This is a genomic window from Pedobacter sp. GR22-10 (genome assembly GCF_026239715.1).
Classification (GTDB): Bacteria; Bacteroidota; Bacteroidia; order Sphingobacteriales; family Sphingobacteriaceae; genus Pedobacter.
Genome location: NZ_JAPIVR010000003.1, coordinates 695,398 through 717,939 on the forward strand (window position 1 = coordinate 695,398; position 22,542 = coordinate 717,939).

Here is a 22,542-nt window from a genome sequence, read left to right on the forward strand (position 1 = left end):
TCACGCTTTCAATGGACAATATTCACTTTTTCTCTAGGTATACCAGCCGGGAAAACTTTGCCACAAACAACACCTTGCTACTATTGAGCAGGATCAACCTGATCGATAAACGCTTTTTTGAAAAGCTGCTTAACGCGTTAACGGATTCGACAGACCTGTTTATCGGCCCCTCTTTCTCGCAACAGAAATCCACCGGAGGCAAGGGAATCCCGGATGGCATTATCGAGCAGCAGAGCTTCAAACTTGTACTTGAAACCAAACTCTGGGATAATAACTTCTGGGGTAAGGAAGAATATGTAAGCCATTTCGACAACGAGAAAATCCGGATCCTGCTTACCCTATCCAAAAGTGGGATCAGGGAAAAACGTAGGCAGGATTTTATCATAAAACTGAGCGAATACGACAGTGAACTGAAAGCACCCGGCAGGACGATTTATTCCGACCACACTTTTTACAGCTTGATCAGAACAGTGAGAGAGGTGATTGAGGACACCAAAACACGCCACAAACTAGAGCTTGAAGAGTTCATCAATGATTATGAGGGTTTTATCGATAATGCGGGACTTCTTGATGATGCCCAGCTAAGAATGTATGTTCCAGCAATAAATTCCTCAGAATCCGACAATATCGAGTACAAATTATATTACAACCGCCCTCATACCAATGAAAGTAGCCATCGGTATATCGGTTTATACAAGAACAAAGCCATCAGATATATTGCAGAAACCAAATGCATGGTCATCCCTAGATTAAACGGATCTGGAATCGTAGAATATGAAATCCTAAAGGGGGAATTAACGGATGAGATGAAAGCACGCTTGGAGAGATTCTTTCTTGAACAGGGATGGGGGAACAAGGGAGAGGTTAAATTCCATATGTTCGAGGAAATATTCCAGACCCATTTCATTAAAAAATCAAGTTATGGTATTATGGGGCCGAGACAATTCTATCTGAGGGATCATATTGATGGTATTCCCAGTTCATTCGATGCCAAATGGATCGCCGAGCAGCTAGATAAGAAAACCTGGGAGTAAAAATCCCCTGGATTAACAATCATCAAAATATCATAAATATGACTAACAAGGAAGATATAGCTCAAAAAGATGCTTCAGAAGCCGATAGCATTGAAACTAAAGGGCCAGATAATGGTTCAGCAAAAACGATTAAGCAACTTAGAAAAGAAAGAGCGGGCTTAAGAAAAATTTTCTTACAAGGAATAATCCTGCTATTGAGCATTGTGACCATTGCTCCTTTACTTATTCTTTCTGTATTTTCACTAGGTGATCTTTTAGCAAGTGACAATACAGGGAAATACCTTAACCTGACCAACATTGGGTTTGCACTTTTCGCTGGAGTGGCAACACTGATGTTCAATTGGGCCAGAAGCCTCGATCCAAAAGATTACGCATTTGAAACCGAACAGATCAATGAAACGGGTGAAAAAGCTATTATTGGCGGGCTGGGCTTTTTGATCGCCTCACTATTCCAGTTTCTGCAGACCCTACCCCATGAGAGGGGCATTTTAGGCTTAATGCCAGCATGGTACTACGAGGTCACCCCACATCTGATACTGATTACTTTTGTACTGACGAGCTTTTTTGCAATGGTAATCATTCTTCAGATCGTAACGATTTACGCAGAGGTGCTTCATGTACGGAAAAACCTCAAGAACCCTGAAGTAAGCCCTATGTAAGACAATAGCAGTTTTTCATCGATAGTGAACATTACTTAGGAAAGCAATTTGCTTTCTCTACCTGATAAAACATGTTGCGTTCACCTTCAGGACCACTTTTGATATAACATTGAAAATAGGTGTAGCAAATAAGTCCCAAGGCGGGCTCGCAGGCCTGTTGCCCAGTTTGGGTATCCCAGGACCAGAAATAAAAAACCGGCACTATAAAATCCGATTGCAATTTCATTCGGCAAAGTAAGCCTGCTAAGGGGGATCCGTAAGTATTAGTTTGAAATATTTGAGAAACTGGCTTTGTGATCTGGATAATTCCAAAAGTCCTTACCACCGATTATCACCAAAAATATCAAGATCAAAATCATCTTCATCTTCTGAGTCTTCCTGTGAATCGTAGCCATATTTCGAACGACTTATGGCTTCTTTTTCATTCCGTGCGACAACGGTCATGTGCTTATTAAAATCAATAAGTTTTATCCTATTTGCGACCAAATGTTCAAATTCCTCTGCATAGCCACCGGAGAACCGAGCCCCTGAATAGCCTGTTGACCGAGCCACCAGGTGGTGCAGCCATTTTTCATCATCAGTAGAAAGTCGGCTTCCCAACTTGATGGATGATTTAACATGGCAATATCCTGCTTGATTACCTGCAATCAAAATGGCCAATATGTGAGAGTTTTCTGTTCGTGCAAGTTTTTTGATAAGAAGATCAGATAACGGTATATGACATACAAATGCCAACCATACCAACCATAGCACTTCATGATGGTGGTTCGCGCCAATCGCTTTATCGAGAACCAACTCAATCACGCTTTTCCAGTTTTCGCTATCTATAGACTTGTTAATAGCAACCCTTTTTGCTATTAATAGACATAAATAATCCAAGCAATGCGGAAAGTGATATAAAATCCGCTGTAGCTTAGGCTCAACTTCAGGCCAGGATCTGTCCTGATAGCATTTTTCTTTATCTAGTCTCCGCAAGACGAGCTTCATCGGACTCTGAGATCCGGACATCTGACTGGTATCGAACGCCTTATCCAAAATATAATTAAACCTGGTTACTTCTTGATAATAACGTGGATCAATGCTAATATGCCGTAACTCCTGTGCCCATATATCGTCCGTGGGATACAAGCCAGAGATTAATTTTGTTTTGTTGTCATTAATCTGAAGTTCAAAATTTTGTAAAATTTCCCTCAAATGCGATAAAACTATTGAACTATCCATTTCAGACCGCACACCGATATAAAAATCATCAACATGTCTAACACCACCAATAATGTAATCAGCGGCCTTTTCCTGAAGTGATTTATCAATTTCACAAGCGATGAACTCGGCGAGAACCCTAAAGGCATCCGGACCGACGACAACTCCCCTGGTCTGGCCATTTTGACATTGCTGTATATAGGAATCAAGATTGTTGAAGTAATTTATCTGGGAATTTCTTGCCGTGTCTTTTTTAGAAGCTTCTATTCCATGAGCTACCCACGACAGACTGTGCGTATAAATACTCGGGAAAAACTGTGCAATATCCGTTTTAATGATGTAGGGCGCATATTTTATTTTCGCGGACATCTTAGGGGAGATCTCACTTAGGGCAGGAATAATCAATGCCCTGTCGTCGGATGCCTCCCCAAGACTATATGTACTCAAGCCAAAAGATGAATGGTCTAGCTTGTCAGTAAAAACATTCCATTTTTTACCTATGAACTGGCAGATATAAAAATAAGGAACTGGGTTCACTGTGCCGTAGTACCGTCTATTCCCGTCGTGCTTGGTGCCACTATACCTGATGTAGCCTGATGATCGCTTATGAAACCGTTTTGCGTCCAAGGAAGTTACTAGCCCTTTAAAACTTCTCGCAAGATTCGAGCTGTCGAAACAAGGTGGCAGGACTTCTGGGAAAAAACCCTTTCTCAGCAATCCATCACGGATATTAGTTGCCTGACTCATTTACTTTTATCAATTAAAATTCATTTGTAACCCCATAGAATTTGTTATCAGATTCTTATTCTTGATTTAATGCTTTAACAGAAAGCACTCAACAATATTCATAAATTACTTTATATAATGTAAATTGTTCAACAATACCGATCCATATCTGACAGTCACTACTACGAAAATGAACCATGAATGGAAGTTTTGGGAAAGACTCCCAAATCAAATATTTAAATCTTCACCTTTTTCCAGTAGATTGGAATTGGTAAACTGCCCCAAAAGTGATTCCATGTCCTTACAGAACAATATTGCCTCCTGATTACGTTCTCCCATAGCAATCATCTTTGCTGCTCCCATTACAATCTTCAGTTTTTGCTCAAGATTAGCCAATTCGACAGCTTCGGCTTCAGCGTTGACCTTCCTTGTTTCCGCATCAACCTTTGCCGAATTTTTAAGCATCAGTTCGATCTCCGCCTGCAATTTGATATTTTCTAAACTGGGACGTTGAAGTTTTGCATTGGCAAATTCGATGACATTTGAACCTGCTCTTTTAAGCTCTTCGCGAACGGTCGAATCTGAGTATGAATTGATCTGCGCATCCATCAACTTAGTCATCAAATCCATTAATTTCCCCTTTGCACTTTCCCACACACTTGCTTTCTGTCCTTCAACTTCAACTTTTAGAAATGTTTTTTTCTCGATTCCTTCTCCTTCAAACTCCATCATACACATTCTAAATATTGGACAGTTTCAAATTGACTCATACCCTTGATTACTAAATGGTCGCCAGATTGTGTATGGTATAATCTCGCAACAAGACCAATAATTTCCTTTATTTCCTCGACCGAATATTCTTCCATGTCAAAGACCATTGAGAGCGGTTTAGTAGCTGGTTCTTTCTCCGAATCAAGGTTAAGCTCACGCAGTTTTTTAGAAAGGTCCTTTAAACGTTCGATATTTTCCCTGGATCTTACCAGCTGATCATCAACTTTCTCCACCGAATCTGTATCTGTTCCGTTAAGATCATCAAATATGATATTTGCCTTCAGCAAAGCCATATTCAATCCAATACTCTGCTCATAATCGTTCTTTTCGGTCAAATCAAGTGCCTCAAGAAATGCCGCCAATAAATGGATCGTGTCGATAGACCCCCGCTCCCCAAACCTGATGGCCATCTGATGACTCTTTTTTAAGATCAACTCCGCAGGTTTGGATAGTGTTATGTTGCCAATTGGTGCAACATCCACCTTTTTACTAATCTTTTCGATTTTATCGAGCAGAAATTTTTCCAATTTACTTTCATCGATATGCATATCTGAAAGTGATAAAACCGCTCCATTTATAATCGGTGTAGTAGGCTTTTTAGCATTCCGGATCATCCCCAAAACAAGCATTTCCGCACTGATTTCGTCATACCCCAACCGTATGCATTCCAGGCGGGAGTTTGTGACAACATCTTTTAGCCGTTGACTAAATTTTAATTCCATAACTTATATATTAGATCAATCTCAATTCAAATTTTTCCATATTATTATACCCCAACACATGCAGCACCAAACCATGCTCCATTGGATCCTGTGATAAGCTGATCTGGTACAGGCCGTTTTGCGTCTCATCATTTAGGTTCCAGGGTTGATGAGCTGTATTTAAATACCATGATTTGCCTGACCAGTACAGGTTATTCCCGATATCATCAATATTATGTAACTCAAGGCCAAGGCTACCAAAATCGTCCATCCCATAAATCGCATTAAGGCTATCGATAAGATCTAGGATCAAAGGCATAGCTGGCTTCTTTGTCGAAAAATAGGTAAGATGTGTTTGAATTTCCGTGTTGTATTCTGGCTCATCACTGAAAAGCCGTACCATTACCCGGTCAAAAACCCCAAACTCCAGCTCTTCGAGTACAAATTCATAGTCGATAAATTTAATCTCCTCTCCATCGAAAACTGGAGTTCTTGTTAAAGGATCAGAGTAATCAAATAACCTAGGAGGAAAACCGAGCGAAGAAATAAGAGTTCCATTGTTTCTGACCGCTAGGTCGGTAACCTTTTCGGGTAACAGAGTAAAAGAAAGCAATAGCTGTCTTAATGGGTCCAATTTATAGTTTAGCGCGACGGTAAAATTATCCACGTGCCAGAGATGTAAAATTTCATCCTTTGCAGATTGATACCGCCCCATAGCAAGCTCATGGACCTTGCCGACATCATTAAAAGTTGTAAACCGTTCATCTTCAACAATTCCCTGTCCTAAAATTTCCCTCAAAAAAGAAAAAAGTTCAAGTATGAAACGATGGTTGTTAACTTGATCGTAGAACATCAGGCGAACAGCGCCCCTGTCATTGTATTTAATTACCAAAGAATTAAACAGTCCGAAGAATAATTTATTGAAAATCATCTCAACTTTTATGACACCATCGACAACATCATCTGCATTTTCCATCATTTGATCGAGTGTGGCAATTGTAAGTTGTTCAGATTTTAGTCCTAGAGCCTGGATGTATTGCTTTTTATTTGCTGAAATAGCGGTAATGAACCTTTTAAGCTGCCTACTGTCAGGTCCCTTTTTGCGAAAGAAATTGGAGCGTATCATAACTCCTAAGATAAGAATTTAATAAAAAAATGAAACTACATCGTAATCATTTTAGCGACAGTTCTTATTTCTCTCCAGATATCTAAATCCTAGCTTCTTTATGTCATACATATGATGCATTTGGTCCGATAATCTTTTCCATCAAAAATTCAAGTACGCCTATTTCGATAGACAGTTTACGCCCCCATTTTCGAGGTTTTTTGCTCTTACAAAGATAGCTAGCAGGCATGTACTAAATAAAAATTTGGATCAGGTTTGGTCTTATAATATATTAGCGAAAAATAATGCTCTTCGATGAAACGAAAAACTATCACTTTTTCAAACGCTTCCCGCAATACCCTTTTTGAGCAAGACTCACTGAAGGAACATTTTACTGTTGCAACGGTCAGCACAGGAATATCATACTTGTAGGCTTCTCTGAAAAATTAACATTATGACAACAATCGAATATTTCATGTGGGGTTATCAGGATTTTTTCACGGCTTCCGCCAAACGACTTGCGCTTGACATATTTAACCAAGTCGATCCAGAACTAAAACCAAAACTTTTTTTGATCGGGCTCTTAGAGGACAATATTCCCGACCGTCATTCGATATGCATTGAACCTGAACAAAAGGACTACCCTGTGTCCGAATTTGAAAATATAGATACTATTGCAAAAACCCTTCGAAGTGTTGACAAAGAAGGTACGCTCTTTCAAACACACCCAGTTGCACAGCAGAATCAAGATCGCCGGCTTACACTTAAATCTTACCGGCAGGCAATTTTAAATATCCTTAACAGAAAAAATCTGTACAAGGACAGATCATTTTTTATATCATATTCAGCAAAATTGGATGGATATAGAATATTTACTGTTCTCGAACTCAGCAAAAATGCGCTAGCCAACCATTATTCGCTGACAAAAACCGTCTTTAATGAACGATATACCATCAGAACTTCATTATTGGATAGTTTGATATATGAATTCCTCGCATGTTGTACAGAGAGTCTCTATCATCCAGATCCTGGAGCTGATTCAATGAACCGTGGTGCAGACGAAATTTTCCGCTTGACAGCAGAGGATTTCATGAGAACCGTTGCACAGGCAGGCGCCAACTACCAATCTCTTGGTGGATTATATAACGCATGCAATACTATATCCTCTCTTAAATATGAGGGAGCAGAAGGTATTGGAAAAATACTTATCGCACCCAAGGGGCATAAAAATATCAAAATGTTGCTTGAATTGGCTGAACCTATAAAAATAAGTGACTTCAGAAAAGTCCGAAAATTCCTTGAGATAACGGATTCCCATTCGATGATCTTTTCGGATGCTTATGAAATATATGTGCTATGCGAGAAAAAAGGAAAATATAACCATAAAGAAGAATCTATATTTGAGATAAACTTCTCCAGGCATTATAGCTGGGAACTTTCACATGATGGCAATCCGCTAATGAGCGTTTCCTTTATGCAACCGAGCACTCCGAAGGAACGAATGGACAAGGCAAAATTTGAAGGAGATATTTTACGAATATTTAATGGAATAAGAGCGGGTGATATTGAATTTATCTGGGAACTGATCGAATCGGCTGTAACACAAAAGCACGGGACGATGTTGGTAATCAGCAGCGAGGCCAAAACGGAGGCAGTCAGACTGGGTAAGCAGGGTTTCCGTTTAAATCCAGTCAAACTGGATGGCAGCTTTTTCAATACGATTACCGCTATTGATGGAGCAGTTATGATCGATACAGAGGGCACCTGCCATGCTATTGGGCTCATATTGGATGGCAAAGCGAGCAATAAAGGAGATGCTTCACGCGGCGCTAGATTTAACTCCGCAGTAAGGTATCTGGATACCGTTAAAAAGCCGGCAATGATTGTCATCATCTCTGAGGACGGAATGATCAATTTTATCCCCAGTCTGAGGGCAAAGATTAAGCGGTCGACCATCATCCATGCAATAAATGAGATCATGAAAATAGGAATAAAAAAAATCGATGTACAACGATATTACGAACTAGTGGACTTTTTCAAAGCATCGGAATTCTATCTTACTAAAGAGGAATGTAATATTGTTAATTCAGAAACTGATCGATTAAATCCCGCAATACTGGAAGCCAATAAAATGCTTGTCGAATATGATAAACTTGCCCCCTCTGGAGAAATGAACAATACATATTATATCGAAGAATAGATAATAAATCCATACATTTTCTAACCGCTGATTTGATATGTTTAAAAAAAATAATGGGTATGCTGGGAGTGCGTTGCCAATAACAAGAAAAGCTCCTGAACAGCGCTAGAGTCTGCTGCGTGTTGTTAAGATAACTAAAACTAATTTTTAACTACTTAAAAATCATTAGATATATATGAAATCAAACACCAATAATAAATCAAAAGTATTTCCAGAGGCATTGATGAAGCAATAGGAAAATCCTTTGGCGTAAACTTCTCAATAGCTTTGGCAAGAGTCACAGGGTGCATGCTGGAAGTCGACTGGCTTACCGGAGATGAAAACCCAAAAGAGAAGGATGTGATGCGCATACGGGGCTATGTAGAAATCAATATACGGGCAATAGCGCAATCCAGAATGTTCTCAAAAACCAACTATATGCTGAACTGATAAAGGTTCCGGCTCGTAGAGGACTTCCAGAAAAGTTTTTAAAAGGAATACACAAGCCCATAATTTCAGAGGCACATGATTGGATTACACAACAGATGGGTGGAAAAAAAATGAGGTTTTGAATACAACTTTGGCCCCACGCCCCTCTAAACAGGCTATTCTTTTATTGTTGACATATCTATTTTTGAAAAGGTTGATTATCTCTTCTTTTGTAATAATTCAATTTATTTCGTAAATTTGAATGGTAACATTTGAGTATAAAATAGTCATTTTGACAGTTAGTGAGTCGAATTTGTGTTTTGCAAGTAATTGTTAGTCAGAAAGTTATTTAAATAAAACTTGTTCTGGTTTCGTCGGAGTACATCAATTCATTTTACCATGCTGGATGATAAAAGGCTAAGCTTTGACGGGCATGTTAAATCGCTCAGGATGACGGGAGATTCGGCGCTTATTAAGCTTTCATTACCTAAACAAAGTAATGATATTCATAATGGACTGAAAGCCAACCATCAGTATAGGTGTAAAGTTGAGATGGCTAAAGTAAGCATCATGACCGGGATACTTCGCAATACCCTGAATAGGTAAACGCGATGATTCAATTGGTGATCACAAACTGGTTCCTGATGATGGTAGGAATGTGTTGCAAGGTATTGATATGGAGCAGTGGATTCTCATCAAGAATCAAAATGTCGCCATCTTTGCCCTGGCTAATGCTTCCGCTCTTTTGCGCTTCACCCATTACTTCAGCGGGGATGATCGTTGCAGACCTGATCGCATTAAGGGGACTTATACCACATCGTATATAATTCTGAATCTCATCGGCAATAGTCCCCTCATTGTCTGTTCCGGCCACGATTGGGATATGGTTATCGGCAAAGAGCTTAACAAGCTTCTGGTAATAGGCCACTTTTTTATTTCCCGCCAACTGGTAAACATTTAATGTGGGATCCAAAAAGGTATGATGCGATCTCATGCTGTCCAGCAGACTTTGATTAGCTGTTTTCAGATCACTGGAAGACCAGTTTATACTGTTCATGAAATAATTGATGTGACTGATACTCCGCATTCCGTTATTAATAAAGTAGCTTACCGTATAGCCTGTTGGTAAATGCCCTACAACATCCATATGATACTGTTTGGCTTCTTCCACAATACTGTTAAAGTCTTTCTTTTTAATGCTGCTGTATACTTTTATCTGCCTAAAACCAGCATCATGGTAGGCACCTATATTTTTTTTGATTTCGTTTTCATTAGTGGCTAGCATGGTCCCCAGTGTGGCTGGTGACTTGCCATCCAAAAGCCCGGCGGCATAGTAGTTGGGGGCTGGTGTTGATTCCTTTCTAACCATATCCATCAGCTGTTTTGCAAAATCAAACTCATTACCCATATCTCTGATTGAAGTTACTCCTGAGCGTAACTCCCGCTGAAGATAAGACGGGTGAAATATGTGTGCATGCATATCCCACAGACCAGGAAGCAAGAATTTGTTGGTTGCATCAATCAGGCGTGCTCCCGGTGGAATTAGCGACCTGTTAATGGTTCCTACATAGTCTATTTTTCCTTTGATGATCAGCACCATAGTGTTATTTTGCAGATCGCCATGGTGGGTAACATCAATGATTGTTCCACCTAAAATGGCAATTGCAGGATTTTTTTTGGCAGAGATGCCACTGTTATCTGTATAGGCCTGTAGCAAATGGTGTGTTGATTGTTGATTGAGCTTGGTAAATGCCGATAGATACCGTTCATCAATCACCTCTCTCTTGTCACCTTCACTATCTATTGTGGTTAAAAAAACAGCTTTACCCTGCGCATCTGTCCAGAATATCTCATCCATGCCATTGTTGATCAGAAAGGTTTTCCATCCACTTATTTTATATGCATCTGTCATGTCAGTTATTTCACTGATTCGGATAGCGGATCCATCTAATGCAGATTTTACAAAGGCAGGACGTGCTGCTTTAATCCAATAATCAATCAGCATTTCTCTCAATTTTATAGAGCCGTTCTGGCTCAAAGGAAAACCCTGGCTGGCGGAATACAGTTGATCTATTTTTTCTTGCTTGAAACGCGACGTTTGTCCGATGGAGGTATATCTTGTGCCAGTAGCATTTGGTTTTAGTGTAGCGGTAAGCATTAAAGCCTGACCACGGTCTACGGTACGGATAGTGATATTAACAGCAGTGTTGTCAGTTCTTCCCGCAATGGAAACTTTTTCTGTGCCGATTTTATTTTCGAGTTTATACACCTGATAGTTCTGTGTTACCTGAGCTGCCGCGAAGGGTAAATAAATCGTGAAACTGAGCATGAAAACTATCAGTAAGCTGTAATTCCTTGTCTGTGTCATACTTGTAATAATACTTATAATGACTGACAATGGAAAAAAAAACCATTTTTTGTACTTAGGCGAGTAAAACAGCTTCACCCCAGGAACGTTCGGTAGGCGAAAAGTAGTGAAGTAAAGTCATACCTATGCGTGTATATCCATCAAGGATACTGTGTTCATTGTAAAGAGAATTATTTTATCCAGATACCTTTGCAAATCTAAATTCAAAGAAATGTAGCAGTATGAGGCAGATGAAGAGGTTGCCATAAATAATTCATTACTTGATTAGTCTTATCTAGCTTTAAAGGCTGTTTTTATTTGTTCCAGTCCCTGAAGAAAATAAAGGCCTACCCTAGCTTTAAATGTAATTCTTTCTTTGAGCGTTTGACTAGCTTACGTTGTGTTTTTACAAATATTGATAATGGATTACTTATGTTCATATCCTTAGGGGTAGGAGCATACAAAATACCAATTAATATGCCCGATCGGGTATAGTCTGATATACCAGGAAACCAAACTATTCATCATCCGGAAACAGGCAAATAAATAAACATCACCACATTTTTGAAAGCCGATGACAAACATCTGTGTAGCCGCAAAGGCTGGATTTAAAAAAATCAGGCCAGATAACTCATAACCGTTCGTCTAGAAATTACAGGCGTTGGTCTAGCGGTTACTGATGCTGGTATAATACCGTGTTTTTGCCTGCAACGTTTGATGGACAGCTGCGTCTTAATCACAAAACAATAGCAAAAACTTAAAACATAAAGATATGAAAACCTTCACTAAAATAGTATTCGCAGCAGCATTAACAGCAGTCGTATTCACTTCATCAGTAATGGCCACTTTTGCCGCTGAGCCCATTAAAGCAGAAACAAAAACTGCCTCATTATCAACATTCAACAGAATTTGGGTGAGCGGGAATGTAAAAATCATCTTAACCCAGGGTGATAAGCAAAATGTATCGGGCACCAATAATTATGACGCTGCAAAAACCTTTGTATCAACTGATGGAAAAACCTTGTTCATCAACTCCATGGAAACCAATCAGGTCATACTGAATATTACTGTAAAAGATTTAGAAAGAATTGAAGCATACGGTCAATCGGTGGTGGTAACCAGCAATAATTTCGATGTAAAATACCTTCAGTTGTTTTTGAACCAGAGTGCTACAGCAAAGATTAAAACGACAACAGGCAGTTTGTATACCATTGTTAAGGATGATGCAGTACTAAAATTAAATGGTACTGCCGATCAAAGTACCATGATCGCCAGCAATATGAAAAATGTAAAATTAGGAGACTTTGCCAGTCTTAAATCTGCATCATATGCTTCTGAAGCGATGATGGAGGCAGCGCAAAATGCAATGGTGTTAGCCAAATAAAAAATATCAATCAAATAGCTAAAGCTGCCTATTGGGCGGCTTTTACGCTAACCCTATTTTCTGGGCAATGGCGCTTTTGATTTCCGCCATTCCCAGGGGGCTATGGCACTGCTATCCTGCCATAAACCCACTTTGTTTTTCCTGACTGTGATTTCTAACCGGGCATATAAAAGATCGGTTGAGTATTTTTTAAAATGCCAGGCCATGCCCAGCTTCAGCATTTCCTGGTTGATTATCTGTTTTTTATGGTTAATAACCACCGCGATTAATCTTTTGTAGCGGTCGTATTTTTGGCCCTGTATTTCCACCAGCTGTCCGAAACATAAATCTGACAGGGCTTTTTTTGCTTTTTGACCGTAAGGTTGTGAGCGTCTTTTTTCGGGGCAATCAATGTGGGCCAGCCGGATTTTAATGGGAAAATCCTGATATAAAACTTCCATGGTATCGCCATCTAAAATGCGGATAACTTTGGCTGTAAAAACAAGATTACTATAATTTATGCCTTTATTTCCTCCTGGCTGGATAAAGCAGGCCTGAAGCGTGAGCAACAATAGCAGCAGGCTTACTTTTCCCAGCCGCATAGTGTTTTGCCGTCTTTTTTTGCTTTTTCGATATCAATGGAAATAACCCTGTAAGTGCAATTGCGTAAACCGCGGCATTTTGAATTATTATGGTATTTTTTGGCATTCGGACTGTTGCAGATGTATACCGTAAGGGTTTCTTTGCAGGTCATGTTAGCAAAGAAGAGGATAAGTAGAGAGAGTGTTTTCATGATGAAGGGATGATTTAAGAAAAATTACAGGATTAATTGCCTGTTTATAAACGAATGATTAAGTATAAAAATAATGATTATTTAAGGCTTTCCCTGGATGAAATTGTTAATTACGGGTTCCAGACTAGAGGCCAAATCGGTTATCCGAAGTTCAAACTTCTCCACTTTCATCGCTTTAAACCAATCTGTCCAATATTGCTTAATCACATCTTCCTCGTAAGGGTTATTAACGGATGGCTTAATGCCCAAAACGATTATTTCGAGCCCTTTCAAATTATAAGGGAAGGTAATAAAACCAAGATTGTTTTTCTGCATAATGGCAGGAAAATTGGCATTAACAAGTTTTTTTGACAGTAGAAATTGTGGAGTGATGTAAGAACTTTTTCCTGCTACTTCAATTTTACTGTCTTTATGGTACATATAACCATCGGTTAGTATGACTAAAATATTTCGATGTTGTGGTTTAATGCAATATTGCTGCACATTGCTTTTAAAAAATCTCCAGATATCGGAGCCTACATAGTTTCCATCTTTAATGGCACGCTGATAAATTTTAGTCGGGTTATCGGTATAAATCTTATCTATATTCAGGAAATCTTTTTTACTGGTTTTAGGATTAAAATCGACCTTTAAACTCTGGCTTAATTGATCGATATCTGTAATTTTAGGAATGGGGTTAAAGAAAACCTGCATCTGGTCTTTTAACAGCAGCATCTTTTTTCCTCTAACATGATTAATAAAGGACTTTTGTACTGATTTAATATACTGAAGATCGCGTTGGTAAATCCCAGGATTCTTTTTAGGATCAATCCGATCAGATAAATCCAGTAAAAAGCTGATATTAAGGTTCTGTTTCGCAGGCTGGGCTTTAGCCTCGGTTGCAAAAACACTGGTCATTAAGATGCCCAGCAATATGTTCGATAATTTTAAATTCATGATCTTGGGCTTTATAACGTAGTAGTATAAACCGCATTTTGGGAATCTTCACTGGCCCCTACACGTTTAAGGTTTTCATGATAGCAGGTAATACACTCACTTTCGAGCGTACTTTTTTCATATTGAGATATATGCAGTTTTTGGTTAATAAAGGTGATCCATCCCTGCATATATTCTGAAGCATATAAAACGTACTCCTTCGTTGGTATAATTACAGCATCGATTATCTGTTGCAATGCAGTAACCCTTCCCTGTGCCTCCAGCGAACTTTTCTTGATTTCGCTAAGTTCCTCAAGCAATTTTGCCTTTTGAATTTCAATATCGGCTATTTTATCCTGATGAATCTGGATATCTTTTTTTCTACGCAGTTGCTCGTGTTTGATTTTGTCTTTCTCCCGGTGTTCTTTCATGATAAAATCGAACACTACACCCCAAATCAGATACACTACAAAACCTGCAAAGATGATTCCCCAGAACTGGATTTTGCTAAAAGCAATTGCAATATTAAAATCCTGGCTATCAACAGTTCTATTCAATTCATATATTTTTTCTTCAATCTGATAGGCTAAAATGGCATCGAAAACAAAGGTGGTAAGTAACAGTAAACTAACTTTAATATAGTTTATCGCACTTTTAACCTCTCCAAACATGTGAATCAAATAACCCAAACCTAAAAACACAAAGGGAATAAAGGTTACAAATGCACCTTCCAGTGATCCATCCTGCCAGGCCTTTTCAAAAGCTTTCGAATCCAGCACATTCATAATGATGGTGCTATTGGCATCAAAGGGTTTAAAAAAGGCAGAATAAGAGGTAGAAATATAAAAGGTAAATAAATACAGGCTTAAAGGCATCAGGATGATCAAGCCAATCCAGAACTTACTTGAAGCACCTTTTGAAGCACTGATGTGGTATTTTTCGGGATTTCTGGGCAGGTCGTTGATCTCAAATTTTAGTTCTTCTATGTTATCTTTAACCGTCCTGATCTCAGTTTCTACCTTGGTAATCTGCTGTTCTTTACTTTCTTTACTGATGACCAGTGTTTTGATTTCGGTTTCTTTAGTTTTCTGCTCACTGATATAGGGTTCTTTCGCCAGTTGCTGTTTTTCTACCAACTCCTTTTCTTCATTTTGAAACTTGGCATAAATGGCATTTAAGCATATCGAGAGTGCCAAAGGGCTGCCACTGTTTCTAGATGCATCCCTAAAGCCAGCTTCGTGGTAGGTTCTCTTTCTTACCTCTTCTGTTTCATTGGTAACCGGATCCTTAATTTTTATATTTCCATCCTGAGCCAGATCAGCTGTTTTTGGGTTGAAAAATTCTTCTATTTGGGCAATCATAACATTAAGTTTTGGGTTGATTTATGATGTGATTATTGTATTTCTTTTTGCCGAAACAATGCGGTCTCTGGGGTATGTTTTTTGAACGGGTAAAATTTCAGCCGCTTTTTCCTCTTTTTTTTCAGGTTCACTTTTCTTATAAAAAGCAATAATTAAAAACAATAGTCCGGTGATGATATCCAATGGGATCCAGATGCTTTTTCTATGCAGGTAAATGGGAAATAGGGGATTAAAAAGGATAAGCACGAGAACAAAAATGATGGCTAAGGAATATTTTTTTTGCTTAATCCAGCTGTAAATGAATATCAATGCCCCTAATGAAATGATGGCCCGGAGAAAGGTGTAATACCCTATCGGCAATCTTAATATCGCGATAAAACATGCTATGGCACAGATGACACCTATAAACCTTACTGTAATTATACCCTTATTATCTTCATTCATCTGTTTCATCAACGGTATTTTATTGTCGCTTGGTAATCCTTAAATGTTTGACTAAATGCTTCTGTAAATTCATAATTACTAAATTCGTACTCTTCATTTAAGCCTGTATTTGTACGGAGGTTGATCTGTCCATATTTGGCGATCGGAATTTGATAGTTACCTTTAAACCTTTTATCCGGTGTGCCGTTTTTATTTACTTTTGCCCAAGTCTTGTCAATAACTTTCGAATCGCGGGGTACCGTTCCTGTTTCTGTAAACCGCACATAACTTTGTTGTACATTAATTTCATCAAGTCCGATGATGGCAAAATCTTTCTGGTTAGCGTACATTATGATAAAGCTGGGGTAGAAGTATAAATCTGCGCCATTTGCATTTTCAAAATAAAGTGCTTCAACATCCGACCTGATCTCAGTAAGCGATTTAAAAGAGAACTTTACGTCTCTTTTGCTTACAATAGTGCTGGCCAATGAACGCGCAGCAACACGGTCTTGAAAGTGTGCATTGGTTACATCCCAAATTTTATGCGAGGTAGTTAAATTTTTAAATGCTTTAATTAGCTGTTCGTACTTTTCTCTGATTTCTGAATCGAATTCTACATTTAGTTTCACGTAACAGTGATCAATCAGATCTGTAGTTTGTTTTATAGCCTCTTTTTGTGCCTCAATATTGAGCTTCAAATTTTTGGGTATTGTTTTATTTATCAACCCATAAAGGAATAGGTAACTTAAAATCAGTTTCATTTTTGAAGTGCCCAATGCTGTCTGAATGTTTAGCAGATCACTTTTTAACTCTTTTCTTTGTTGCCGGGCCAAAAGGATGGCTTCTTTTACCCCTGCCATATTTTGACTGGTTATCTCCTGCACATCTGCGCTAAAAATATTCCCAAAAAGATGTAGGGGCGCGTCGTGATCGTAGCTATCGGGAGTAGTGTTTGAACCCGACAGTTTATGTCTGTTGTTAATATTTAAAAACGGAAGAGAAGTATTTAGATAAGTCCCCGATTTTCCGAAAGTCATACTTGCCCCTTTAACCCCAATGGACGTGGATATGCCACTTTTACTTAAGTTTAAATGAACACCTGGGATAATTTTAATTCGTTTATGAAAGCTCCAAGCCATTTTGATGTTTTTTAATTTTGATACTCCAAAACTATGTAGCTTAAAGAGGCTTTCCTTACGGAAAACCGTAAAACGATAAACTATTTATAAAAAATCTAAAGCTTGATTTACAGGTGATTATGTTTTTTCAATTGGAATATAAACACTAAAAAAGGATTGCCTCTTATTCTTAAAATGAATAGGAAACAATCCTGCAATTTTAAACACTTAAAGCGATATCAGTTTTAGGTGGTGTGGCAGTCTATGGAACATGTTCTGCAACCATTTGATTTGCTATAAGTTTTTTTCGCTTCTGTTACTGCACCCTTGCATGAAGAAAATTCACCCAGATACTTCCTGTTATCACTGGAAGGTAAGTAAGTACAATTTTCATCATGAACTTCATGATCGCCGTTACTTTGGGCATTTTTGTTTACATAATACTTTTTCATCTTAAATTATTTTAGACAATAAACCTAAGGCGGCAAGAATTTTTTTCCTAAAGGAAAACCGTAAAGCAAAATTTAAAAGTTTCTTTCTGATCAGATTTCTCCACTGCGTTCGAAATGGTCATCTCGCAAGACAGAGGCCGGACTGAAGGAGCCGAAGCAATCTTTTTAGGATAGATTGATGTTTTAATCGTTCATGTTTGAGAGCTTAGCGATTATTCATGCTAAACTATCAAACATTAGCTTTTTTTAGCCATAGAGATTTACAGCGGCATATCACAGCGCACACTCAGTTTTTTAAAATTAGCAAATCCAATAGAATGATCGTCATCTCGACCGGAGCAATGCGAAGTGGAGAGATCTATAAAATAGATTTGGCTTCGCTGAGCATTACGTGGTTCTCGACTGTGCTGCAGCCAATGCTCTTGGGCCCGCTCGAAATGACGTAACTTGAGGGGATTTTTAAGCTTAGATCAATTGACTTATGACTTCAGACTGAAGACTTAGGACTGAAAGACTAACTAAATAATCCCCATGTCTTTACAATAAGCGATCAGTTGTTCATTTTTAGAAAAACCAAGCACTTCCTTCATCAGGTTAAGGCGTTTTTCGATGCTACTGAGACCAGAGGGTTTTATATCATTTTCCTGCAGGTAATAAGGAATGTTTTTTTGAGGTGTGCCTTCCACCAGTTGGGAGATGATGGCAATATCCAGATCTGTAAAATCGTGTGAATTATTTTCTTTTCTGGCCAGCTTTAAATCGGGCGAGAGGTATTTTTTATGGTTATGGATGGCATTGATGGCCAGCTTGAGGTATTGGCCGTCGTGACGGGCTTTTCGGACATAACCATCAATGTTCATTTCTTTAAATAGCATATTGATAACCGCCGTTTTACTTTCTCCGGAAAATACCAGTGTTTTTAAATTAGGCTGTACTTCTTTTGCCGCTTTGATGAGTTCGGCACCCCCGGCAATTTTTTGCCGGTTATGATCTTCTTCAAAATAGAGATCGGTAATCAACAGATCGTAGGGTTGATCTGTTTTGGACGCATTTTTTATCCAGGTCAGTGCATCATCACAATAATAAACGTATTCGGGTTTTTCTGCACCCAGGTCGGCCAATGTTCTCTGCAGCGAAATATTCTGTGTTTCTTGATCTTCGGCAATAAGTATTCTTTTAAACATATTAATACAATTAGGAAACCGGAAAAGAGATTTGGATTTTAAGCCCCTTTTCAACTTTGGTATCAAAGATAATTGTACCACTAATGGCATCAATACGGGTTCCCGTATTTGTTAAGCCATTTTTGGGTTGTGGCTTACCTGCTATGCCAATACCGTTATCGGTATAAAAAATGTTTATTTTTTGCTGCACCTGCTCAAATTTGATCACCACATCGCTTGCCTGGCTATGCTTGCCCATGTTGACCATCAGCTCCTGAAGGATATGTTCTATTTCATCTTTGGCCTGTTCAGAAACTTTTTCCCACAATGTGGCCGAATTCCCGACCAGTATTACCCTGGTATTTTCGGAAGCGAAGGATTTTAACAGCTCAAATATTTTGTCTTGAAAGTCCTGATTTTTAGATTTTGGTTTTTCATAGGAGAGGTCACGCGATTGCTCATAAAGTTCTTCTATCTCGTTAACAATAGGATTGTCTTTTAGGGTCTCCTGATTATCTAGTTTACTCATGATCCGATATAATCCATTGGCAACTACATCATGCACTTTTTGAGAGGTTTTGAGTTTGTTTTCGCGGATGGTGTTTTGAGCTTGGAGCTCTAATCTTTGTTTTCTCTTTTTGTACCAAAGGGTACCGGCGATAATGATTAAAAGAATACCAATAATAAGGATGATGATCTGATACCTTTTGCCTTCATTGTCTTTCTGCAGCACCAAATTATCGGCTTTGCTTTTTTCCGTGTCATAACGGATCAGTGCAAACTGGTTTTTGGCAGCACTACGGGCGGTTTGGACACTATCGTTTAATTTTTCATAAACATTGAAAAAATGTTTAGTTTCTTTGGGTTGACTTAGTTTGATGAGTTTTTGTAGAGCTTCAAGTTGGTCATCTGCACTTTTTATTTCTTTAGCTACTTTATACATTTTATTTGCATAAAATAAGGCAGAATCTGATTGCTTTTGGATATAATAGTCTGCAAGATTTGCATAACTTGAGTTTTGCCCCCATAAATCATTTTCTTTTTTTCGAATTTGTAGCGATTTTAAAAATTGTGGAACTGGATCGTATTGAGAATTTTCAAGCCATTTCGTTTTTGCAATATTGGTTAATACGCGGGCATATTCTTGTTCATTTTTAGACGTTTTTGCTAAAATCTGATCATAGATTTTAAGTGATGACTTATAATCCTTTATTTCTTGGTAAACCTTAGCCTTATTATTTAGATACATATAAGTATCTAAGGAATCATCAGAAAATTTGATCGCAGAATCGTATAGTCTTAGTGAATTATCATAATCTTTTAAATTGTACGTGGCAATGCCTAAATTATTATAATTAGATCCCAGATAATAATGATGACTCGTATCACTTTCATTCAAATATTTATTAGCCTCTATTGAGGTTTCCTGGCCTCCGAAATAATCACCTGCATTTGTTAGCAATATGGCCATATTAATTAAGCTACTAGCTGTACTTAAACTATCTTTATTTTCTAGTCCAAATTCTTTCGCTTGATTAAATACTCTGAAGGCACTATCTGGTTTTCTATTGTTACGATATTTTTTAGCTATATCGTAATATGGATTATGAAATTTCTTTTTTATACTTTCTTTTTTTGAACAAGAAAATAGAAATAAGAGAAGGATAAGTGATGAGAGCAGTTTCAAGGGAGGTATTTTTTTATTCGAAAATACAAAAAAAGCTCTTATTATTTAATGTTTTTATTATCAGATACATTGTGTTAAATCTGATTAATTATTCGTTTAAACTTTCTTAATGTTTATTCAAGTTGTAAGCAGTATAATTGTTTTTGAAATAAAAAAAAGGAAGATGGCTAGTGGCCATCTTCCTTAAAGATATTACCTTGGAGGATTTTGTCCTGTGTCTCCACCAGTACCATCGTCACCTGGGTCTCCTGGGTCGCCAGGCGTATTGTTGTTGGTGCTTACTGTTGTACCGCCATTGTGGGTACAGTTGCTATTAGTATTCGATGGGCTTACAAAGCCTAATAATATGGCAATAAAATATGGTAAAAACATGATTCAAAAATTTTAGAAATGAAATACTGTGTAGTTCCCCTCGCACCATGCGAGGGGTTTGCTACGGTTGTAAATCAGAAGGCCTTCTGAAATTTTTGGGAAGTGATGAGCGTCTGTCGCGGGAGCTAGTAACTGCTTCCCAAACCGGCTACTAACGACCGCGATTTCTACTCTTTTTATTAATCAGTTTTTTATTTAGCTTTGATAATGAATCGCCACCTGTGCTGATCAACGATACAAATATGGGGTGAGTCAAAAGATTAATTATCAATACATTCTGATGTTTCCCTTCTTTCCATTATAATTCCGGAAAACCGTAAAGTTTCCGGAAATTCCACCCCTATTTTTACGCTAAATTTTTAAAGAAATGTTTGAAGAGTATAAATCATCCCTACTAGATTTTTATCATGTAAAAAGAAAAAGCCAGCGGCTCACGCTTAATCTTGATCAACCCGGCAGAGAAAAGTTAAGGAAAGAATGTGTTGAGGTTTTTTTGAGAAAAAACACTCAGAAAGACAAAGATTTAATTAGGTCTATTTTCGATCCCCGAAACCAATTTGATGATCAGGTGAGAAGTATAGAAAGATTCAATCTGGACAAATTCAGACCGCTGGTAAGTTTTATGGTAGAAGGAAGAAGTACAAGGGATGAAGGACTGGTTAAGCTTCTTGCCTGGTTAATAGATTTTCCACCCTACAATGAATGGAGAGAACTTAGCGAAGAAGAATTAAAATTTATTTTTGAGGAAGCAGCTAAAAAGCCAGAAGAAGAAACTAAGCCAATTATTCCTAAGCCTACCGGAGATGTTAAAGTACCTGATGTTATATCTACACCGCCGCCTCCACCAATTGTTATTATAGGTAGGCCCACTGGTGGAAGCAATGGTAAAGATGCGACTCAACCAGAACAACCTAAGGAGCCGGTTTATGTACCAAAATTTTCACCCCGCTATATCACCATCTCCTGTATCCTTTTCCTATTTATTGGTACCACTTCTTTTGTGGCATGGGAAACTCACATCCCTTCTCCTAGGATGCCAAAAGCAGATGAAGGATGTATGTACTGGAATGAAGATCATTACGAGCCGGTAAAATGCGGTACGCAAATGGCAAATGCTACGATAATCCCATTAAATCTTAAAAAGTTACAGCGTCAAAGGAAGATTAACCTAGCAGATACCCTAACCAGCTACTCATTAGGTAAAGTATGGTACAAAGGTTTTGTAAAAAATCATGAATTTTTCACGGATAGCGGTGCATATCCTTTAGATACACAAAGAGTGCTCAAACCCCTTTCAAATACCATTTTAACCAAGTACACGTCTAATTACCGCTATTGGAATGCCCGGTTAGCATGGTTTTTATGTGCCGCTTTTTTTATAAGCCTTTGCGGCTTTGCGGTGAGTAAGCTAGAGAAAGAAGTCATAACAAAAGATGATTCTGGAGCGCAGGATACGCAAGCAGTATTGCCATTAGCGGAAGAGCCCATAGCTGAACAAACCGAAGGCTCTTTGGCCATGTAATTAATGATAGAATGTTTAGTGCATTTTATATTGTATTTACGTAGCGGGAGTTCTATTACTCAAATTATGGCTACCCAGTTTGAGCAATGGCACGCGCTGGAATTCATTTGTATAATCAATACAATTGGCGTTCTGCTAAATGGAAGTGCAAAAGGATTTCTTAATCTTTGTTTTTTGATGTATGTGTATAATTGTTAGTGCGAAAGCAATTCGAAAAACAAC

The 22,542-nt window shown here is 38.3% G+C and carries 22 protein-coding genes; 7 read left to right on the forward strand and 15 right to left on the reverse strand.

From position 1 onward, the window contains the following. The first annotated feature begins 11 nt into the window (after window positions 1-11). A complete protein-coding gene (locus OQX64_RS15710) occupies window positions 12-1,034 on the forward strand; it encodes a hypothetical protein (RefSeq protein WP_265819466.1) in 1,023 nt (340 codons plus the stop codon). A gap of 38 nt (window positions 1,035-1,072) precedes the next feature. Next, complete coding sequence (locus OQX64_RS15715) at window positions 1,073-1,693, forward strand: hypothetical protein (protein WP_265819467.1); 621 nt, start codon at window positions 1,073-1,075, stop codon at window positions 1,691-1,693. A 318-nt stretch (window positions 1,694-2,011) separates the two neighbouring features. Here the strand turns inward: OQX64_RS15715 and OQX64_RS15720 are convergent, their stop codons facing one another. From OQX64_RS15720 to OQX64_RS15735, 4 genes are all read right to left on the reverse strand, one after another. Continuing rightward, a complete protein-coding gene (locus OQX64_RS15720) occupies window positions 2,012-3,640 on the reverse strand; it encodes an RNA-directed DNA polymerase (RefSeq protein WP_265819468.1) in 1,629 nt (542 codons plus the stop codon). A gap of 207 nt (window positions 3,641-3,847) precedes the next feature. Then, the gene (locus tag OQX64_RS15725; RefSeq protein WP_265819469.1) at window positions 3,848-4,351 is read right to left on the reverse strand and encodes a hypothetical protein; all 504 of its coding nucleotides are present in this window, start codon (window positions 4,349-4,351) and stop codon (window positions 3,848-3,850) included. Further along, complete coding sequence (locus OQX64_RS15730) at window positions 4,348-5,112, reverse strand: hypothetical protein (protein ID WP_265819470.1); 765 nt, start codon at window positions 5,110-5,112, stop codon at window positions 4,348-4,350. Before OQX64_RS15730 ends, OQX64_RS15725 begins: the two co-directional genes overlap by 4 nt. 10 nt (window positions 5,113-5,122) lie before the next feature. Then, window positions 5,123-6,217, reverse strand: a complete 1,095-nt coding sequence (locus OQX64_RS15735; protein ID WP_265819471.1) for a hypothetical protein — start codon at window positions 6,215-6,217, stop codon at window positions 5,123-5,125. 433 nt (window positions 6,218-6,650) lie between these two features. Here OQX64_RS15735 and OQX64_RS15740 point away from each other — a divergent pair, with 433 nt between their 5' ends. The 3 genes from OQX64_RS15740 (at window position 6,651) to OQX64_RS15750 (ending at window position 9,410) form a co-directional block, all read left to right on the forward strand. Continuing rightward, the gene (locus tag OQX64_RS15740) at window positions 6,651-8,396 is read left to right on the forward strand and encodes a diadenylate cyclase (RefSeq protein WP_265819472.1); all 1,746 of its coding nucleotides are present in this window, start codon (window positions 6,651-6,653) and stop codon (window positions 8,394-8,396) included. Window positions 8,397-8,663: 267 nt separating this feature from the next. Continuing rightward, on the forward strand, window positions 8,664-8,825 hold the full coding sequence (locus tag OQX64_RS15745; protein ID WP_265819473.1) for a hypothetical protein: 162 nt from the start codon (window positions 8,664-8,666) through the stop codon (window positions 8,823-8,825). A 378-nt stretch (window positions 8,826-9,203) separates the two neighbouring features. Beyond that, the gene (locus tag OQX64_RS15750; protein ID WP_088301152.1) at window positions 9,204-9,410 is read left to right on the forward strand and encodes a hypothetical protein; all 207 of its coding nucleotides are present in this window, start codon (window positions 9,204-9,206) and stop codon (window positions 9,408-9,410) included. A gap of 10 nt (window positions 9,411-9,420) precedes the next feature. Here the strand turns inward: OQX64_RS15750 and OQX64_RS15755 are convergent, their stop codons facing one another. Further along, window positions 9,421-11,133, reverse strand: coding sequence for an amidohydrolase family protein (locus OQX64_RS15755; RefSeq protein WP_265819474.1), 1,713 nt, complete (start codon window positions 11,131-11,133; stop codon window positions 9,421-9,423). Window positions 11,134-11,923: 790 nt separating this feature from the next. Between OQX64_RS15755 and OQX64_RS15760 the strand changes: the two genes are divergently transcribed. Then, window positions 11,924-12,535, forward strand: a complete 612-nt coding sequence (locus OQX64_RS15760; RefSeq protein WP_265819475.1) for a GIN domain-containing protein — start codon at window positions 11,924-11,926, stop codon at window positions 12,533-12,535. Between the two features lie 53 nt (window positions 12,536-12,588). Here OQX64_RS15760 and OQX64_RS15765 read toward each other — a convergent pair whose 3' ends face one another. The 10 genes from OQX64_RS15765 to OQX64_RS15810 form a co-directional block, all read right to left on the reverse strand. Next, a complete protein-coding gene (locus OQX64_RS15765) occupies window positions 12,589-13,116 on the reverse strand; it encodes a thermonuclease family protein (protein ID WP_265819476.1) in 528 nt (175 codons plus the stop codon). Next, window positions 13,098-13,307: a hypothetical protein gene (locus tag OQX64_RS15770; RefSeq protein WP_088301148.1), complete on the reverse strand. Its 210-nt coding sequence runs from the start codon at window positions 13,305-13,307 to the stop codon at window positions 13,098-13,100. Before OQX64_RS15770 ends, OQX64_RS15765 begins: the two co-directional genes overlap by 19 nt. An 81-nt stretch (window positions 13,308-13,388) precedes the next feature. Then, window positions 13,389-14,243, reverse strand: a complete 855-nt coding sequence (locus tag OQX64_RS15775) for a hypothetical protein (RefSeq protein ID WP_265819477.1) — start codon at window positions 14,241-14,243, stop codon at window positions 13,389-13,391. Between the two features lie 11 nt (window positions 14,244-14,254). Further along, window positions 14,255-15,583: a hypothetical protein gene (locus OQX64_RS15780; protein ID WP_265819478.1), complete on the reverse strand. Its 1,329-nt coding sequence runs from the start codon at window positions 15,581-15,583 to the stop codon at window positions 14,255-14,257. Window positions 15,584-15,604: 21 nt separating this feature from the next. Next, window positions 15,605-16,036, reverse strand: coding sequence for a DUF6804 family protein (locus OQX64_RS15785; protein ID WP_265819479.1), 432 nt, complete (start codon window positions 16,034-16,036; stop codon window positions 15,605-15,607). After that, entirely contained in the window at window positions 16,036-17,145 is a 1,110-nt protein-coding gene (locus OQX64_RS15790) for a DUF4236 domain-containing protein (protein ID WP_265819480.1), read from the reverse strand. The genes OQX64_RS15785 and OQX64_RS15790 overlap by 1 nt, the downstream gene beginning before the upstream one ends. A 224-nt stretch (window positions 17,146-17,369) precedes the next feature. After that, window positions 17,370-17,576: a hypothetical protein gene (locus OQX64_RS15795; RefSeq protein WP_265819481.1), complete on the reverse strand. Its 207-nt coding sequence runs from the start codon at window positions 17,574-17,576 to the stop codon at window positions 17,370-17,372. A gap of 518 nt (window positions 17,577-18,094) precedes the next feature. Continuing rightward, entirely contained in the window at window positions 18,095-18,760 is a 666-nt protein-coding gene (locus tag OQX64_RS15800; RefSeq protein ID WP_265819482.1) for a response regulator, read from the reverse strand. 10 nt (window positions 18,761-18,770) lie between these two features. Beyond that, window positions 18,771-20,210: a tetratricopeptide repeat-containing sensor histidine kinase gene (locus OQX64_RS15805; RefSeq protein WP_265819483.1), complete on the reverse strand. Its 1,440-nt coding sequence runs from the start codon at window positions 20,208-20,210 to the stop codon at window positions 18,771-18,773. Between the two features lie 408 nt (window positions 20,211-20,618). After that, window positions 20,619-20,798, reverse strand: coding sequence for a hypothetical protein (locus OQX64_RS15810; RefSeq protein WP_265819484.1), 180 nt, complete (start codon window positions 20,796-20,798; stop codon window positions 20,619-20,621). A 367-nt stretch (window positions 20,799-21,165) separates the two neighbouring features. On the opposite strand from OQX64_RS15810, the gene OQX64_RS15815 reads away from it, so the two are divergent. Beyond that, a complete protein-coding gene (locus tag OQX64_RS15815; protein WP_265819485.1) occupies window positions 21,166-22,320 on the forward strand; it encodes a hypothetical protein in 1,155 nt (384 codons plus the stop codon). The last annotated feature ends 222 nt before the right edge of the window (window positions 22,321-22,542 follow it).